We start from the raw sequence: 17,601 nt of genomic DNA on the forward strand, positions 1-17,601 counted from the left end.
TCGTTCAGTCAACCATCCATGCGATGACCACGACAATCACCAGAATCAAGAACGACACCCCAATCAGCACGCGGTCCGATGAGGCCTTTGGCAACAGCAGCGCCGCAAAATCCGGCTGTTCGGGCGCCCCTCTCAAGAACGAGAACAGCAACGGCGCTAGAAGTAGCACCCACGAATAGCTTCGCCGGAGTGTCGTAGCCTGCGTCATCGTTCCCTCGTTTGCTTCCATCGTTATGTACCCGACGCGAGCCGTGTTCTCAGTTAAAACCTGCGCCCTAGACAATATCTCAATCGCTCAAGAACCAACGGCAGGCTACGCAAGGCGGCATCTTTCCGCGCCTCACGGAATCAGCACGCCCATCGCTACACCATGGCCTGCCCACTGGCACCGCATCATTATCGCAGTCCGGGCAAACCCCTGCCTTTCTTGATTTCCCACAGAACCCCAACCATAGTTAGCTGAAAAATACAGCGTTCATCCACACCGATCAAAACCGGGAACGCTCAACAACAACGCCGGGGACGAAAACATGTCGACGGACCTCACACTCGACGTTTTCTCAATCGGGGCCAACGGCGAGTACGAAGGCGAATGGGGAGGCCTCTCCGTCCTGAGGGCCGACTTTGGTGTCGATGTCGGCGGCACCGTCGAAGGATCTCTGAATTTCTGCCACGGTGTCGATATCAGCGTCGGTGGCAATCTCAGCGCTTCGGCGCAGGCCGCCGTCTCGGTCTTCGTCGCCGCCGCTGCCGAGGTACAGGCCTTTGCCGCTGCCGGCGCGCAGGTCAAGGTACGATTCAGCCCCAACCTGTTCGACGAGTTCGGCGTAGTCGTCGACGCGGGCGCTTTCGCCGAGGCCTCGGTCGCCGGACGGCTATCAATCGGACTGGATATCGGCCAGATACTGCAACTTGCCGAGAGCAGACTGCCAAACGGCTTGGCCATCGACCTGTTTCGCGCCTTCATGGATGAACTCAATGTGCGCGCCGGTATCTGGGGCCGTGCCTCGTTCTCAGCCATGGCGCGCGGCCACCTCGAGATCCATGGCTCGCTGAAATCTGACGAAACGTCGGGCTTCGTGTTCGAGGCGGGCGGCTCGGTCGGCTTGAAGGGCGGCACGGGATGGGATCTGTTCGCGGTTGCCGAATTGCGTGACCCCCGCCGCTTCTATGGCAGAGCGACGCAGCTGATTGTCGACGAGGTGGTACGAGTCGCACGCAGCGAGTTGCCACGAGAGTATCAGCAGGCTATCCCCATACTTGAGCTGTGCCTACCTATCGGGATACTCGCGACATTCGAACTCGGCCAAGTCAGCGCCGAATACATCACGACAACGCCCGATCGCGACAGGTCCGTCGAAGGCTTTGTGCACGTGGTCGCATCACAGATGCAGCGATTCATGCTCCGCCAGATCATCAAACTCAGCGACCGCCTGCTGAGCGATCTGCTGGAAGAGGCAATCGTAGCTACGCTGGGAGATTTGCTCACTGCACAAGAGCGCCATTCGATCAGCGCCGAAGTCGATTCGCTGCTGCAGTATCTGGATGACGGAGAGCTCGATACCGAGGACCTTCTGCCGATCATCAGCGGCGTCGTGAATATCGCCACGATCGTAGCGCCGAATGAGCTCGAACGCTGGAAGTCACACCTTACGGTGATGTGGACGGCATTGAGCATGGCGGAGAAGCTCGGCTCGGCGGCGGCCAGGGCCGGCGTCGGTGGTTCGATACTCGGCCTCGGAGCCTCGGCCTCGTTCAGCTCATCGGAAGAAAACTTCGACCTTGGTACACCGCCCGATCTCGTCCTGGAGCAATACGAAGCGCTCCTTGGCGGACGGCCCAACCGCATCCGCTTTGCCGATGGCGTGGACTACTTCGTCGAGCACGGCATCGGTGACCGGATCCACGAGACCCTGCCCGAGTTGGGTCGCCTGATGCTGCATATCGAGGCCGAGTTCGATATCAGCACGGGCGACATCATGGCCGCCCTGTTGCTGACCCAGTTCGGCGCCAACCCGTCGTCTACCGATCTGTACCGCAAGATGAAGGCGGTGGTACAGCGAGGTATCGAAGAGGACGTCGTCGGTCGCCTGCTACCGGAACTGCGAACCCGCCTTGACGGACAAGCCGATGCGCTACTGTATATCGACGAGGTGGTCGAGCCCGTGTTGCTCGGGGTCAATAATTTTGTCTTCGTCCAGCTCGACCACCTGGTTGACGGCAACCTGGGGCTATTTAAATCCAATGCATTCAAGCAGGCACTGAGCACGCTGGTTTACAAGATCGCTGCGCGCAACGTGATCGTCCTCGGTGACATCATCGTGTTCCGCGGAATAGAACAGGCCCGCGCAGGTTTTCAAGCCTTGCAACAAGAGGTGGATTCTGACAGCGGCGCGCGCATGGTGGCCGATGCGCATCGCTTCGCCGTGTCGCTGGTGCCGAACCTTGCGACCATTGGCGCCGTTTCACCGGACAATGTCCAGATGCTGATCAGCGACATCCTGGCCATCGCGCAGGAAGTCTTCAGCGAAGCCATTTGGACCGACGCGCGCCGCACGCGCATGCGCGAGCTGATGCTCGAGGCAGCCTTGAACGAAGATCGCGGTCTCGACTATCGTCAGGCCACGCAGGTCGAGCAATTCTTCATCAATGTGGTGGACTGTGAAACCCGGCCCAATCTTGAGGCACTACAGGCGCTCGCCGACCTCTCCTGGCAGATCACACTCGATGAACTGCAGATACTGATTCGGCGCCTATTGCCGGTGCTGTCGCGCTTCTTCCTCGCCGTCTCTGCCGATGTTGTGGAAGAACTGGATCGCAGCGCACGCGCAGCGATCGATGGACTGGCTGCGATCGCCGACGATATCCTGCGCACGCTGGGCCGTTGGCGGCGCGAACTCGAAAGACGGCTTGCGGCAATCGGCCGCCAGATCGCAGGCGTGCCGGACATGGTAGACGCCTTGCTTGCCGCGTTCTCGACCAATGCGCAGAAGACCGCGTTGCTGAATGCAATAAAAGCCGAAGGGATCGCCGTCGTGATGCATACCGTGAGCACCACGACCGAAGGCTGGGACTTACTGACCGCGCAGCAGAAGGCCGATGCCTTGGCGGTTGCAATCGCTACCTTCGAAACCGCCTTCGAGCTCGTTCGCCCGGTGCTCATGCAGGCGCTGGACGGCATAGAAAGCGTCGGTGACGGCATTGTCGATCTGCTGCGCAGTACGATCAGCGTATCCGAGCAGGTCGTCGCCATGTCTACCGATGCGAGCAACGCCGTCGCAGCGCGACTTGCCGATCAGCTGCTGGTATCCGTCAATAGCCTGATCGGGGCCGCCGGACTTTCCCTGCCCGATGAAATCACACCGACGACCATCGCCGCTGCAGTCAAGCAACTGCTGGTGACCGATGAACTCGCCGCCCTGCTGAATTCTGCGCACGCGGCGATTCACGTCGAGCACTTCGCGCAACAACACCAGGAGGCCTCTGCCACCTACCGCGCTTCGCTCGGCGGTCCGATAGATATTGAGATCGTGAGCCCGGCGCATACCGACATCGACAAGCCGCCGGTACTGCAATACGGCCGAACCTTACCGTTGCACCTCAAGGTATCGGGGGCATCGCCCAGCTTCGTCGAACCGGGTTTCAAACGTATCTTCGTCGCCATCAACGGTGTCGAACTCTCATTGCCGCCCGAGGCGTGGCATTACGATCAGGCAGCGGGGGCGATGTCATTGCGCGTCTTGCTACGACACGGGCAGTCACCGCTCAACGCGGGTCTGAACATGCTCGAGTGCAGCGTCTCGGATACCCATGCACCCGAAAACGCTGAGCCGCTACGGCGCCAGACCGTCAGCTTCGTTGTCGACATCCGCTCACCGGGATTGGAGGCGGGGCTGCTGATTGTCGACGAATTGTCGCAGTTCGACGCACCCGGTGACGATCACCAGCGCACGAGCGAAGAATACGTCGTTATCGCCAACAACACGGGAGACACGATCGCGCTCCAAGGTTGGCAGATTGCGGATCGTGCCCGGCACGTTTATTCATTTGGCAATATATCGCTCGCACCGGCGACAACGCTGACGCTGCACACCGGCATCGGTGTCGATTCAGCGACCGACATCTTTTGGGGGCGCAAGGCTGCGGTGTGGAACAACCGCGGTGACACCGTGTACCTGATTGATGCGGACAGTGTGGTCCGCGCTGAATACGCGTATTGATCCTGGAGCATTCCACCAATGGCCATCTTCACACTGCAGGACATTCCCCAGGCACTGCGCGATCTTGCACGAGCACTGGCTGCGATCCGCGATTCCCATGAAGCGTTTCAACCCGGCAGTCGTGCGGATGACCTTCAAGGCGTCAGCATGTTCGATACCGCGGCGTGGACGGCGTTGTCCAACAGCTCGTTTCTCGGCGATCTGACTGGCATCACAACCCTGGTCGGCGGCAACTCACCGGCTGGCACAACGCAGTTCGAGTGGTCAATACAATCGATCTCGCCAGTGGCCACCTCCACACCCTCAATCGATATGCCCGCCCTCGAACCCGGCCCGGTCACCGTGTTTCTGCGTCGGCTCGATGCAAGCGGCACAGTGCTCGACGAATCGGCGCGGCGAATCAGCACGCCATACTTCGCAATCATTGGCGAAGACGCGACGGGGGTAAACAACACTCTCAGCAACGAAGCGCTTGCAGCCGAGCACGATGACTACATCCGCCTCCTCAAATGCTATACAGAGCGGCGCTTGCGCGCGGCAAATATTCGAATCATTTGGCGCGTGACGCCGTTCAACGAACCGATTCCGTTTCAGTTCGACCCTGCAAGCAGTTCAACCACCACCGGTGCCGGATTGCTGTTGTTCGCGGCACCGTCGGATGTCAACGCCAGTCAGCCGTTGAAAGATCAAGGCAAGCGATATGTCTGCCAAGCAGCGCTGAAAGAAAAGAACTCAATAAAAGATGACCAGCAGAACTTCACGGTCGGATTGACGTACAGCGTCAAGCTTTCCGATGCACCTTTTGATACAACACAGGCATTGACGAAGACGCAGGGCTATCTCGCCGATGTACAAGCCTCTGTCTACAGTGGCGATTGCGAAGTGCTTGAAGGTACGGACTATCGCAACAATAGACCAATGAATTTCAATAGCCCCAATCAGAGTCCCTCCATGGTCATCGACAAACTTCGCTCGCTGCGATCGATGCCAAGTCAACTCAGCGCCGCAGAACAGACGCGCCTAACGACGATTCACCTACATATGTTGGCGCGCTACGACAGCTTCACATTGGCACATGAGCTGTGTCACATGATGGGTCACGATCACAATGACGACTGGCTGCCGCTGAACGTACCGGCTCAAGAACAAAAGATCTACGAAGACGACATGATGAACCGCGCACTACCAATATCGGTAGTACATGGCATGAGCATCGAGATCACCGATGCCGCGAACTTCCCGGCAGCAGGCAGTTTCATCGACCTGATCGAAGACCAGGGTATGTCACGCCTGATCGGGTTGACCGCCCCTTCGCAGCTGGCTTGGGCACAAAAGTTTGCTGCCGTAGTGGCGCCCTTCTGAACAGGGCCTGAGCAAGGCGGTTCGTCGGATGAGGTTCGGGAGCGTCGGTATGGCCAGGCGTTGGTTTGCTGTCGAAGCTTTTTACATCCACCAGGCCCCGTCGTTGCCGGCACCTAATAACCCCTTGTTTTCTCGAACTAATAGCCGTCAAGCACGATAATTGCAGCCCGCCATTAATGCCTTACCGATCGGGCTCGCAGCGAATTTGAGCCATCCGTACCATTCGCACGGCCCCATCCGCAAGGCAACACATCAGATTATCGATTGGGGAAACACGTAATGGCATGCGACGCCAGCATCATATTCGTTTCAGATTACAAAGCCGGTGAAGACAAATCATGGAACGATATGCGCGCTGCGCTCAGTGCATTGGCCGAGCAGGACTTTGATGGCAGTGTTGAAGTTTTGCTCGTCGAAGAAGAACGCTATATCTCGCAGATACCGGAAGACCTGGCGACATTGCACCCGAATCTGAAGATCGTATCGTCGACAAAAACCAACTCGTATGCGCTGGCCAACGTCGGCGTCGATGCTGCTGATAGCGAGTTCGTCGTCCTTCTCGATGCCGACTGCATTCCCGCCAAAGCCTGGCTTCAGCATTGCATCAAGCGCCTCCGTTCTAACCAGATGATCGGCGTGGTCAGCGGAAAAACCCGCTATCCAGGCGAATCGCTGCGCGAACGCTGCCTGGCATTGCTTTCACGTTCATATGTTGTGCCGAGCGACCGGCAGGCGACACGCCACATATCCAACAATAATGCAGGGTTCAGACGAGCCATCTTTCTGCAATACCCGTTGCCGGAAAGCTCGGGAATCTATGCGTCGCGGCTGCAGGCCATCGCGATCGAACGAGGTGGGTGGACGATGGCGTTCGAGCCGGGTATGGAGGTCATCCACGATTTCGAAGGCTGGAATATGGAACGCGACATCCGCCACCAGATGGCTCACAACCTGATCAGCATGCGCCAGGCCGATCCCAGCCTGCCCTACGCGTGGGTTGCCAACATGGGTGTTATCGGTCTGCCCGTCTATTTTGTCGGACGCTTGCTGCAGCAATGGAACAAATGCATCCGGGTACCGTCGCACTTTGGCGTACGCGCGTTCGAGGTGCCTGTTGCCATGGCACTTGCGGTGTGGACCAGCGCACTCGAGCTACCGGGAGCACTGCGTGCACTGCGTAGCCAACCGGTGCGCGATACCGTTTATCGCTGACGATACATCATCCTCGATGATCGCCCCGCGCCAATCGCGTCTGATACTCCCGCCGGATGGCGGGAGCGTCGGTTCGGCAAACAGACCGTCAACGAATCGGCAGCAGTGCGTGCAGGCACACAACCGCCGTGTTCGCCGTCGCCGGCTTCAGAGGGTAGTCGAAGCCGGCAACTGACTGCGGGCGCACCGGCCTAGCCGGTTATTCCTGTTGCGGAGGTGGCGCTTGTTCGAGACAGTGCCTGCAAACCCGAATCTCGCGGACTGTTTCGTATCCACTACCGCCGGGGTCGTCTCTCGGTTTTCTAAGGCCCGATACAGGGTCGATATAGGTATTGGCAGCCGCCCGAAAGGGATAGATTTTTCGACGGACGACGATGGGAAGCAGGTAGGAAGGTACCTTGGAGGCGATTACCGCGTGACAATGCTCACATACATACACATTCTCCGGCTATTGATGTCCTCCAGGTAGCCGATCCCCTGAAGGTGTGATGATTGAGGCAACAGACTGCCTCGGCGGCGCGATCTTAGCGCCACCCCGGCATACTCGCAACCCGGTGGAAATGAATCGCTGCCCGATGAGACTACATCGGGCGACACGCGACGGTGAAGTCGACATGATAGTGTTCGTCGTGTCGGACCCATGAACGTCGTGTCGAAAACGTCAGGTGCTTTTTCAGGTAGGCACCTTGTTCGGTCTGCCACAGCTTCGGCTGCAGGTCGGGATCGAAAATCACCCGCCAGATATCGATGCCTTCAGCCTGCGCGGCGCGATGCAATGCGGCCAGATGCGCCGCCATCGCCTCGAAGTCGATGCGAAGACCGTCGTATTCAGCTTGGCGATTGAACTCGACGGCGTAGCCCAGCTTGTTGAAGTAGTGGGTCGGCAGATGCACCGAACGACCCTGCCGGTCGATCACCGGCACCATGAAGTCGACCGACAAGCCGTTCTGATGGGTTTTATGCGGGCTGAACGGGCCGCCACCCTGCAAACCGGTCTCGGCATACTTGAACACCTTGTCGGGCATCGACGACTCAAGCGATCCGTAGGCACCGACGACAGCACGTCGCACCACGCTGTGCACATACGTGCGCCCCATCAGTGCAGCGGTGTCGCTGTAGCTGACGAAGTTGCTGCCCTCCCCCGGCAGTTGGACGCCTCCTTCAAGGCGACCGTTGCTCGTCGACCCATAGCAGATACTCTCCGCTGCACAGACAGAGGCCGACATCAGGCAGAACAGGAGCATGCAGCAGACGCGTCGCATTGCGATGACAGGTGCAGGTATCAATCGTTGCGCGCAGAAGGCGCGTGTTTCATGTTCATGTAGACACCTCCCGCATTGAGCTCGTTCAGCATCTGCGCCAATCGTTTCTGTTTCGTTGCGTCTTTCTTGGCCTTGTTGATCCATAACAGGTAATCGTTCTGTTGGTACGCAGGGCGTTCGAGATACTTTTCCATGAGGTTTGCATCTCGCAAGGCGTCGCGTACAAACGACGGCATCGGCTGCCTGGCCCGTTTCAGTTTCGCGGCTTTCTCAACCATGTTTCGTCTCGATTCTGTAAAGCATTCTCTACTCCGGCGCTGAGTGACTATCGCACGACGTTCAGCACTCGAATTGTCACGACACCAGCCCCAGCGTCTGCGCAAACGCCTCGAACGAGCGATGCGTTCGTATCCAGGCATGGCGAAGCCGGTTGCCCTCTCCTTCCCACTTAAGATACCGGATATCGGGCTCGGAACCTTCTCCGTAGTACAGCACCACCACCGAATCGGAGCCGGGACCGAAATCTGCAATGATGACGGCCTTCGCATAGTCGATCTCACCGACATTGCTCAGCGCGCCCACCCAGAACTCATTGCCTTCGGCCACCTCGTCAGCGATCGTATGGAATGGTGCCGGCATCAGCACCAGGCTGTCGTCAGTGCTCGAAAGCAATCGCGCCTTTTCTCGCCCGAGGTCTGTGGCGTTCGACCGGCGCGACCCGAACGACGGCCATACTCCGGCATCGGCCAGCTCAATCAGCAAAGGGGGTAGCGGCAAGCTGTCAGCAACCATCGGCATACCAAGTACTCGCAAAGTCCATTAGCTACCGCCTTTCAGCGCACCGAGCAGCCCTTCCAACTGGGTACTCGTAAAACACTCGCAAGGAATGAAGTATTTCGATCCGTCGTCGGTGACAATCACAATTCTCTGCAGGCTATCCGAGCCACTCATTGTGACGCTCTCAATGGCATCGGCCGCGATATTTGCCTGCACCATCCCGCTGTACTCAACAATAATGGTTCCGTCGCCGATTTCGACCCGCACCCTCGAGTTGCCAATCACGAACGAAAAGCCAAGTGCCAATACAATACCAATCGACGTAGCCCACCAATACTCCGAGGCCCAAAGCCCGAAGAGATTCAGCAGGTACATGCCCAAGATCACCAGCAGCGCCGCGTAGAGGTGCTGCCGCGTAACTTTGTTGAGGCGACATTCGTAGATCATCTGCCGGACCCAACAGCGAGGGCCATAGCAATCGAATCCAATCGATCAAGCATAGAGCCGGTTGTACTAGCGGTAGCCCCTGGGACGGAGTGAGTTGCCATCCATTGCAATGATGACTTGCTAGGAGCCGTTTTCACGTTCGGCCATTTCCTTGTACCTGCGTATCGTATCGAGAATCTCGGCGTCGGATGGATCGCTGTATTCCTTTCCCAGGTAAATCTTTTCGGCTTTGGCGCAATGCAATAATGCATTCTTTGGCGCGTACGCTGCCGACGCGGGATCGCCTAAGGCGTAGCACAAGTGAAAATCGGCTTCTTCGCTACCCCACGAAACCGCCTTCCTCCAGTACGCCAAGGCCGCCTCTGTGTTCTGCTCCACCCCAAGGCCATGATAGTGAAAATAGCCGAGGTTGTTGTTCGCACCGGCCACGAGCCGAGGAAACTCTTGTTCCACGTCTTTCAGCGACAACAGCTTCTTCCATTGACGCGCCGCCAACCCGTATTCTTGGTTTCTGAAGTGTTCCGTGCCCGTGTAATAGAAACAAAGCGGGTGCGAAACTGCAAAGTCGTGAAACTCTCCCTCGAAGTAACATCGCTCTTGCGCTCCCGCGGCTACGCCGGCAGCCGCCATGAAGCACAATATTCTAGTTATATGGCTCATAGATTCGCCAGATAATCTGCACTTGACGGAAAACCGACCGTATCACGGCTGCACGTTCTTCCTTGAATAGCAGATTCATTGCGATGGCACCTCCATCGATGCCGATGTCTCGATGCACGACGATCTGCTCAGATCGTCAACCCGATTAACAGATACCCAGCTAGTCGCGACCAAGTGTAGCGAGCTTAGCGGCACAGTGCACGGCAGCAGGATTGCCTTGCTAAGCCATTTTCTCGCGCACTCGCCATAGCCGGTAAGCCCACAACCAGAGCGCTATCTCAAACAGAAATGTCCAATGCAAAACGAAGTTCCACCACCAAGGCTCATACCTCACCGTGACTTCGAAGGCAGCAAACGGTCGGTCGACAAATGGAGCCAACCACCAGATATCGCCGACGATAGTATCGAGTAATAGGTGTAGCAGACCTCCGCTGGCAAAGACTGCCAGCAACGACCTTGTTGCCCCACTTCGGTTGAACCATCGCCAGGCGACGCCAACCAAGAGCAAAGATACCCAGAACAGCGGAATATGGCTCAAATACGTGTGGTGATGGGTCTGCCGCTGGTCTACAAAATAGAAATAGAACATGTCGATATCAGGAGCAATGGCTCCCAACATGCTTACGACAACAACCAAACGGGAACTCGGCGTGACAACAAAGCCTCTGTCTGCAATCCATCGCCCAAGAATATAGCCTGCGGGAAGGTGCCCTATGATCATCTGCAACTCCTTTCGATAGGAAGCCGATGATCACCGACAAAAATGCGCAAAAAGGGGCAGAAATGTGGAGATTCAGGGGTCGCTTAAGGTTGCGGGAATAGCCAACTCCCGAGTTCTGCACCCCGACATCGCACCCAGCTTGGCCTGCGTTGACTCTATAAGGCGATTCGCACCGAATCGCCTTTTCTACATCAACAGCAACCGGTACTTGCAGGTGGACTATCTGACGCCGTTTCGTCGAAAGGCAGCGTGCTGCCACAATCGGCGAAGATGCCGAAATGGGTGCTTGTATCGCCGATGAACTCAAAATGCGGGTTGAAGCGCGTTTCGTTCAACATTCGCCAGGTGTTTCCGCAAACGGGTACAACCCTACCCTTGTCGAATCGATGGTGCTTGTCCAACTCCACATGGTTGGGATGCTCCGGGATCGACCCTTGGTAGACGACGGCCTGGCCGTAGTCTTCGCACGCGGGTTCCAGGCCTTCGAGCTTGAATAGCCGGTAGGTTGCCGAATAGAAATTCACATTGCCGATAAGATCGGTCAACTCGGTGTTGTTGACGGTAATCGGGCTGTCCGTCACCAGTCGCGGATCGAGAAAACCGGCCTGTTTGGCCAGTGAAACCAAGTCGTTCCAATACAAAGCGCCACCGAGGCACTCGGTGTACAGCAACGGATGCTGGGCAACCTTCTCGGGTACGCGACGGTCGGCGTACACGTCAGAAAAGTACATTTCTCCACCCGGCTTGAGCAGGTGGTAGGCGTTCTGCAACACACGGCCCTTGTCCTGGCACAGGTTGATCACACAATTGGAAACGATCAGTTCGAAACTGGCCGGCTCCAGATCCAATTCATCGAGGTGCTCCAACTCGCCCTGCACAAAAGACACATTGGGCTTGGCATAACCGAACCGTTTGGCATGCTCGTCGATGTAAGATTCGGCAACATCCAGCTGTTCACGCGTCATGTCGACTCCAACCACGGCGCCTTGCTCGCCGACCAGCCGGGACAACAGGTAGACATCACGTCCGGCCCCGCACCCCAGGTCGAGCACGCGCAGGCCTTCGAGCTGCGCCGGCACAATCAGGCCGCAACCGTAATAGCGCTCAACCACTTCGGGCACCATCTCGTTCAACACATCCCGAATCGTCGGCGGCATCTGCTCACCGGTGCAGCAGGCGTTGGTCTGCAGGTCAGCCGAGGTTTTCAGCACCTTGCCGTAGTAGTGTTTGACTTCTTCGAGCATATCGACAGACTCCTGAGCCATCTGATGAATTTCGCTTTGCGGGGCCGCCTCCAGCGCCACCGAGGGCCCGAGCATACCGCGTTACTTCGAGGGTTTGGATGACAACCGCGCGGTCGCCTGCTTCCTGGCCTACCCCAACGCAAGCTGCAGCAGGATATCGAGATGCACCAAGGCATCGCCGCGCTCGGTGCTGTCCGCAACCATTTCGCCACCCAATCTCAGAGCCGGCACGAAATAGTACATTTCGTTCGGCGCCAGCTCGCCTTTCAATGGGACAACCTTGTTGAACAGCGCCTGGTCGAGCACCGAGTTGATCGACGAATGGTCACACAACACGCCGTTGAAAAAATCCGTCGCCGACCATGACAGCACCGAGCTGTCGGAGGTGTGAGGGTCGACAAAGGCGACGTCTTCAACCCCTTCGTTGTTGAGCCTGCGGTAGTAGAAGATGCTGCCGAATGCCGACAAGGCAATCGGCAGGCGGGTGTAGTCGTCCTTGTCGCGCATCAGCCATTTCCATAGCGATGCTTTATAGACATCCGGGTTGATGATCTGGATGAGACCGTTCGAATAGGTGCCGAAGCCGCTATGACGCCACAGTTCCAACAGCGCGTTCGGCAGATGACCGCGATAGTGCTCCACCACGGCGGGATCGGCTTTCTCGGTAATCGACGGCGAATGCCGATCGACAAAGGTCTGCAGTGCGATCATGTCGGTTTCCAGGCTATTACCGGACCGGAACCAGCTACCGGTCTTGCACGACAGAATAACCGTTTTGATCGAAGGCGGGAGGCGTTACCTATGCCAAAACCGACGGCGCGTCACCTTCAGCGACCTTTCTCGCCTGCGCTTTCATCAGCTCGACGATGGCATAGATGCCGAAGTGACGATTCGGACTGAGGTTTTCGGCAAGTTTGAGTTCGTCGAACAGGCCGTCGATATCCAGTGCGTCGATTTCTTGGGGTGTTCGAGCGGACATCAGTCCGATCAGCAATGCCAATACGCCTTTGATGATCGCGGTGTCGCAGTCGCCCACGTAAACCAGCTTGGCGGGATCGCCCGGGTCCTGCAGCGGACACACCCAAACCTGGCTGATACAGCCCTGCACCTTGTTGTCTTTGGTGCGCAGTGCCTCCGCCAGCGGTGGCAACGCCTCGCCCAGCTCGACCAGGTAGGCATAACGCGCCTCCCAGTCGTCGAGGAACTCAAAGTTTTCGATAACTTCCTGCGTCGTCAGCATGGTTAGACACTGAACGACTCACCGCAGCCGCACATATCCTTGATGTTCGGGTTGCGGAACTCGAAACCTTCGTTGAGAAGATTGGTTTTCACGAAATCGACCACCATGCCATCCAGCTGAGCGAGCGATGCGTCGTCAACGACCACGCGCACGCCATGACTGTCAAACACGTGATCGGTATCGCCGATCTCGTCGGCATAGTCGACGACATAGGCAAAGCCGGTACAACCACTCTTCTTGGTACCGATGCGCAAGCCTCCGGTCTTACCCTGTTTCGCCATCTCTCGTGCGACGTGTTGCGCCGCTGCCTGAGTCAATTGCACTGCCATCTGATTTCTCCGTCGGGCCAGTTGTTTACAACAGCCCCAATTCAAGTTTCGCTTCGTCGCTGATCATGTCTTTGCTCCACGGCGGATCCCAGACGAGATCGACTTTGCAATGGTCGACACCATCGACCGTTTCCACCGCCCGCTCGACCATCCCCGGCAGCGTACCGGCAACCGGACAGCCCGGCGCAGTCAATGTCATCTTGATCGCGATACCACGTTCGCCGGCCGCATCGATGGCATAGATCAAGCCCAGATCGAAGATATTCGTCGGTATCTCAGGGTCGTATACCGTCTTCAATGCCTCGATGATGTGCTCCGCACGCGGGTCATCACTCGTCTCCTCTGCCATGGCGTTACCTGCTTGAGTCATGGGTTGCAACATCGGGGCGGCCATCTGCTTACTTACCCCTGCGTTCATGCTCCACCGCCCAGCCGGCTTGCCAGCAGACTGGCGCTGCGCGCCCTCAGTGCCTCCGCCGGCATGGCTGCCAGAATCTCCTCGGCAAAACCGAGACACAACATCTGCGTAGCCTGACGTTCAGGGATACCGCGCGAGCGCAGGTAGAACAGCATGTTGCCGTCGAGTTCACCGACAGTCGTACCGTGGCTGCATTTGACGTCGTCGGCGTAGATTTCGAGCTGCGGCTTGGTATCGACCTCGGCCGAACGCGACAACATCAGGTTGTCATTCGATAGTTGCGCATCGGTCTTTTGCGCATCTTTGGCGACCAGAATCCGGCCATCGAACACCACCCGGCCCTTGCCGTCGAGGATGCCTTTGAAGGTCTCGCGGCTGCTGCAGTGCGGTACCGCGTGCTGGATATCCAGGTGCGTATCGGCAAGCTGACCATCGCCTGCCATCAGCAGGCCGTCGAGTTGCGCATCCGCGCCCTCGCCATCGAATACCAGGCGGACATCGCAACGCGACCAGGCCGCGCCCAACGAAGCGTTGGCCAATCGATAGCGGCTGCCGGCCGCCTGACGAATCTGCAGGTCGCTCAAATGCTGTGCATTCAGGCTCTCTTCCTGCACGCGTTCATGAATCAGCTCGCTGTTCTCGCCAAGCGCAACCTCGATCAGCGCATTGTTGAAATAACTGGCGTTACCCAGACTCGCATAGCGTTCGATCACCTCGGCACGCGCGCCTTGCTGCAGCACAATCAAGTGCCGCGGATGACAGATCGACGGATCGTCGGTGCCGACACTGATATGCAACAGCTCGATCGGCGCGTCGGCCGTCGTATCCTGGTCGATGACCACGCAGGCGCCGTCGGTCATCAACGCACCATTGAGTGCCGTGAACATGTTGCGCGTTTGTGCAATCCGGTCGAACTCGCTTTGAATCGCCGGTTTATCGAGCTCGAAAGCACTGGCAAGATTGGTCACCAGCACGCCCGGCCGATCCGCCTCAAGCCGGCTCAGCTGTGGCGCTAGAAAGCCGTTGACGAACACCAGCCGCGTACCGTCGTTCCCCGTCAGCAGCAACTCGTCGATATCCTCAAGCTGCAACGCGCTGAACGGTTCTTTGTCGACCGGCACGAAAGCCAGTTCCTCGAGAAACTTCAGCGAGGTGTAGCGCCAGGCTTCGTCCTTGCGTGTCGGCAAGGCCATGCTCGACACCTGCTCGGCCGATTGCGTCCGAAGCGCCTGTACCCAATCGCCGGGCATGTCCGCGTTCAACTTACGTAAGCCGACGTCGAGCACCTGATGCAGGTCGGTACCTGTGGATGTGTTCATGCCGCTTCATCCTTGCCCGTCAACCAGGCATAGCCCTTCTGCTCCAGCTCTTTGGCCAGCGACTTGTCGCCGGAACGCACGATCTTGCCGTCGGCCAGCACATGCACATAGTCCGGTTCGATGTAGTCGAGCAACCGCTGGTAGTGCGTCACCAGGATGATCGAGCGGTCGGGACTGCGCACCGCATTGACGCCTTCCGACACCGTGCGCAAGGCATCGATGTCGAGACCTGAATCGGTCTCATCGAGGATCGCCAGCTTCGGCTCGAACAGGGCCATCTGCAGGATCTCGTTGCGCTTCTTTTCGCCGCCGGAAAAACCCGCGTTCACCGGGCGTTTCAGCAACTCGGGCTTCATCGACACCAGTGCCATCTTTTCGCGGATCAGCTTCAGAAAGGCGACCGAATCCAGCTCGGGTTCGCCGCGTGCCTTGCGCTGCGCGTTCAAGGCTTCTTTCAGAAAATGCGTGTTGTTTACGCCCGGCAGTTCAACCGGGTACTGAAACGCCAGGAACACGCCCAGTGCGGCACGTTCCTCGGGTTCGAGGGCGAGCAGATCTTGGCCGTCGAGCATCGCCGAGCCGCCGGTGACCTCGTAACCGTCGCGCCCGGCGAGCACGTGCGAAAGCGTGCTCTTGCCCGAGCCGTTGGGCCCCATGATGGCATGCACTTCACCGGCACCGACATTCAGGCTGAGACCCTTGAGGATCTCCTTGCCGTCAACACTCGCCTTCAGGTTATCGATCGTTAAAAGCATCTTGTCCTCCCTTGTTAACCGACTGCGCCTTCGAGACTGATCGCAAGCAGCTTTTGCGCCTCGACCGCGAACTCCATCGGCAACTCGTTGAATATCTCTTTACAGAATCCGTTGACGATCAACGACACCGCGTCTTCTTCCGACAGACCGCGACTGCGGCAGTAAAAAAGCTGGTCTTCGCCGATCTTCGACGTGGTCGCTTCGTGCTCGACCTTGGCCGACGGGTTCTTCACTTCGATGTACGGAAAGGTATGTGCGCCACAGCGATCGCCGATCAGCAGCGAATCACATTGGGTGTGGTTGCGCCCGTTCTCGGCGCGCTGGCTCATGCGTACCAGACCGCGGTAGGCCTGCTGCCCTTCACCGGCAGAGATACCTTTCGAGACAATCGTGCTGCGCGTATTCGGCCCGATGTGGATCATCTTGGTGCCGGTATCGGCCTGCTGTTTGCCGCGGGTGACAGCGACCGAGTAGAACTCGCCGATCGAATCTTCGCCACGCAGCAGGCAGCTCGGGTATTTCCAGGTGATCGCCGAGCCGGTTTCGACCTGGGTCCAGGAGATCTTCGAGCGCGCGCCCCGGCAATCGCCACGCTTGGTCACGAAGTTGTAGATGCCGCCTTTCCCGTCTTCGTCGCCCGGATACCAGTTTTGCACCGTGGAGTACTTGATCTGCGCATCCTGCATCGCGACCAGTTCGACGACGGCCGCATGCAACTGGTTTTCGTCGCGCTGCGGCGCAGTGCAGCCTTCGAGGTAGCTCACGTAGCTGCCCTCGTCGGCGACGATCAGCGTGCGCTCGAATTGGCCGGTGTTCTGCGCATTGATGCGGAAGTAGGTCGACAACTCCATCGGGCAACGCACGCCCTTGGGGATGTAGACGAACGTGCCATCGGTGTAGACCGCCGCATTCAGCGCGGCATAGTAGTTGTCGGTGTGCGGCACCACCGAACCCAGGTATTCACGCAATAACTCTGGGTGATCGTGCGCCGCTTCGGAGATCGAACAAAAAATCACGCCGGCCTCGGCAAGGTTCTCGCGGAAGGTGGTAGCGACCGACACGCTGTCGAACACCGCGTCGACCGCCACACCCGACAGCGCCTTCTGCTCCTCGATCGGGATACCGAGCTTCTCGTAGGTGCGCAGCAGCTCAGGATCGACCTCGTCGAGGCTGTCCAGGGTCGGCTTTTTCTTTGGCGCGGCAAAGTATGAGATCGCCTGGTGATCGATCGGCGGATAGTGCACCGACGCCCACTGCGGCGGATCCATGGTCAGCCAGTGGCGATACGCCTTCAAACGGTACTCGAGCACCCATTCGGGCTCGTTCTTGCGCGCCGATATCAGACGGATCACATCCTCGTTGAGCCCGGGCGGGATCACGTCGGTATCGATTTCGGTCACGAATCCGTGTTCGTAGCCGCGCGCGACCAGATCATCCATTTGTTTCGCCGAAGAACTCATGCCACACCTGCTTATCCAAGTAATTTGGTAGGTTATTTCTAGGGCCCCGAGCGATGGATTTCAATACAGCAAACGTAGGGTTTAACGCTTTTCTGTTGCACCGCAGCGAAGAATTCGGGAAACGGCGCCAATCTGACCTGAACAACCCGCAACGTCGGCCAACGCTGGCGGGCTG

Annotated in this window: 18 protein-coding genes; 3 read left to right on the plus strand and 15 right to left on the minus strand. The window is 58.0% G+C overall.

The window, feature by feature from the left end:
• Nucleotides 1-4: 4 nt before the first annotated feature.
• Nucleotides 5-229: a hypothetical protein gene (locus B1781_RS13160; RefSeq protein ID WP_125932078.1), complete on the minus strand. Its 225-nt coding sequence runs from the start codon at nt 227-229 to the stop codon at nt 5-7.
• 301 nt (nt 230-530) lie between these two features.
• Here B1781_RS13160 and B1781_RS13165 point away from each other — a divergent pair, with 301 nt between their 5' ends.
• The 3 genes from B1781_RS13165 (at nt 531) to B1781_RS13175 (ending at nt 6,794) form a co-directional block, all read left to right on the plus strand.
• The gene (locus B1781_RS13165) at nt 531-4,220 is read left to right on the plus strand and encodes a lamin tail domain-containing protein (protein ID WP_078120099.1); all 3,690 of its coding nucleotides are present in this window, start codon (nt 531-533) and stop codon (nt 4,218-4,220) included.
• Nucleotides 4,221-4,367: 147 nt separating this feature from the next.
• Entirely contained in the window at nt 4,368-5,582 is a 1,215-nt protein-coding gene (locus tag B1781_RS13170; protein ID WP_164513389.1) for an ImmA/IrrE family metallo-endopeptidase, read from the plus strand.
• A gap of 279 nt (nt 5,583-5,861) precedes the next feature.
• The gene (locus B1781_RS13175) at nt 5,862-6,794 is read left to right on the plus strand and encodes a glycosyltransferase (RefSeq protein WP_078120101.1); all 933 of its coding nucleotides are present in this window, start codon (nt 5,862-5,864) and stop codon (nt 6,792-6,794) included.
• Nucleotides 6,795-7,375: 581 nt separating this feature from the next.
• Here B1781_RS13175 and B1781_RS13180 read toward each other — a convergent pair.
• From B1781_RS13180 to sufB, 14 genes are all read right to left on the minus strand, one after another.
• On the minus strand, nt 7,376-8,038 hold the full coding sequence (locus B1781_RS13180; protein ID WP_334223717.1) for a penicillin-insensitive murein endopeptidase: 663 nt from the start codon (nt 8,036-8,038) through the stop codon (nt 7,376-7,378).
• Between the two features lie 38 nt (nt 8,039-8,076).
• Complete coding sequence (locus B1781_RS13185; protein WP_078120103.1) at nt 8,077-8,334, minus strand: YdeI/OmpD-associated family protein; 258 nt, start codon at nt 8,332-8,334, stop codon at nt 8,077-8,079.
• A gap of 76 nt (nt 8,335-8,410) precedes the next feature.
• On the minus strand, nt 8,411-8,854 hold the full coding sequence (locus B1781_RS13190; protein WP_078120104.1) for a hypothetical protein: 444 nt from the start codon (nt 8,852-8,854) through the stop codon (nt 8,411-8,413).
• A 21-nt stretch (nt 8,855-8,875) separates the two neighbouring features.
• Nucleotides 8,876-9,280, minus strand: a complete 405-nt coding sequence (locus B1781_RS13195; protein WP_078120105.1) for a hypothetical protein — start codon at nt 9,278-9,280, stop codon at nt 8,876-8,878.
• Nucleotides 9,281-9,400: 120 nt separating this feature from the next.
• Entirely contained in the window at nt 9,401-9,910 is a 510-nt protein-coding gene (locus B1781_RS13200) for an SEL1-like repeat protein (protein WP_078120106.1), read from the minus strand.
• A gap of 250 nt (nt 9,911-10,160) precedes the next feature.
• Entirely contained in the window at nt 10,161-10,661 is a 501-nt protein-coding gene (locus tag B1781_RS13205; RefSeq protein WP_078120107.1) for a metal-dependent hydrolase, read from the minus strand.
• A gap of 191 nt (nt 10,662-10,852) precedes the next feature.
• Entirely contained in the window at nt 10,853-11,926 is a 1,074-nt protein-coding gene (locus B1781_RS13210) for a methyltransferase domain-containing protein (protein ID WP_334223718.1), read from the minus strand.
• Nucleotides 11,927-12,034: 108 nt separating this feature from the next.
• The gene (locus B1781_RS13215; protein WP_078120108.1) at nt 12,035-12,616 is read right to left on the minus strand and encodes a GAD-like domain-containing protein; all 582 of its coding nucleotides are present in this window, start codon (nt 12,614-12,616) and stop codon (nt 12,035-12,037) included.
• Between the two features lie 88 nt (nt 12,617-12,704).
• On the minus strand, nt 12,705-13,145 hold the full coding sequence (locus B1781_RS13220; RefSeq protein ID WP_078120109.1) for a SufE family protein: 441 nt from the start codon (nt 13,143-13,145) through the stop codon (nt 12,705-12,707).
• Nucleotides 13,146-13,147: 2 nt separating this feature from the next.
• On the minus strand, nt 13,148-13,474 hold the full coding sequence (locus tag B1781_RS13225) for a HesB/IscA family protein (RefSeq protein ID WP_078120110.1): 327 nt from the start codon (nt 13,472-13,474) through the stop codon (nt 13,148-13,150).
• A 25-nt stretch (nt 13,475-13,499) separates the two neighbouring features.
• On the minus strand, nt 13,500-13,823 hold the full coding sequence (locus B1781_RS13230) for an SUF system Fe-S cluster assembly protein (RefSeq protein WP_334223719.1): 324 nt from the start codon (nt 13,821-13,823) through the stop codon (nt 13,500-13,502).
• Nucleotides 13,824-13,888: 65 nt separating this feature from the next.
• On the minus strand, nt 13,889-15,211 hold the full coding sequence (sufD, locus tag B1781_RS13235) for a Fe-S cluster assembly protein SufD (protein WP_078120111.1): 1,323 nt from the start codon (nt 15,209-15,211) through the stop codon (nt 13,889-13,891).
• A complete protein-coding gene (sufC, locus tag B1781_RS13240) occupies nt 15,208-15,966 on the minus strand; it encodes a Fe-S cluster assembly ATPase SufC (protein WP_078120112.1) in 759 nt (252 codons plus the stop codon). The genes sufD and sufC overlap by 4 nt, the downstream gene beginning before the upstream one ends.
• Nucleotides 15,967-15,980: 14 nt before the next feature.
• On the minus strand, nt 15,981-17,426 hold the full coding sequence (sufB, locus tag B1781_RS13245) for a Fe-S cluster assembly protein SufB (RefSeq protein ID WP_078120113.1): 1,446 nt from the start codon (nt 17,424-17,426) through the stop codon (nt 15,981-15,983).
• Nucleotides 17,427-17,601 lie beyond the last annotated feature (175 nt).

Source organism: Thiosocius teredinicola (assembly GCF_002009425.1).
In the GTDB taxonomy this organism is placed as follows: Bacteria; Pseudomonadota; Gammaproteobacteria; order Chromatiales; family Chromatiaceae; genus Thiosocius; species Thiosocius teredinicola.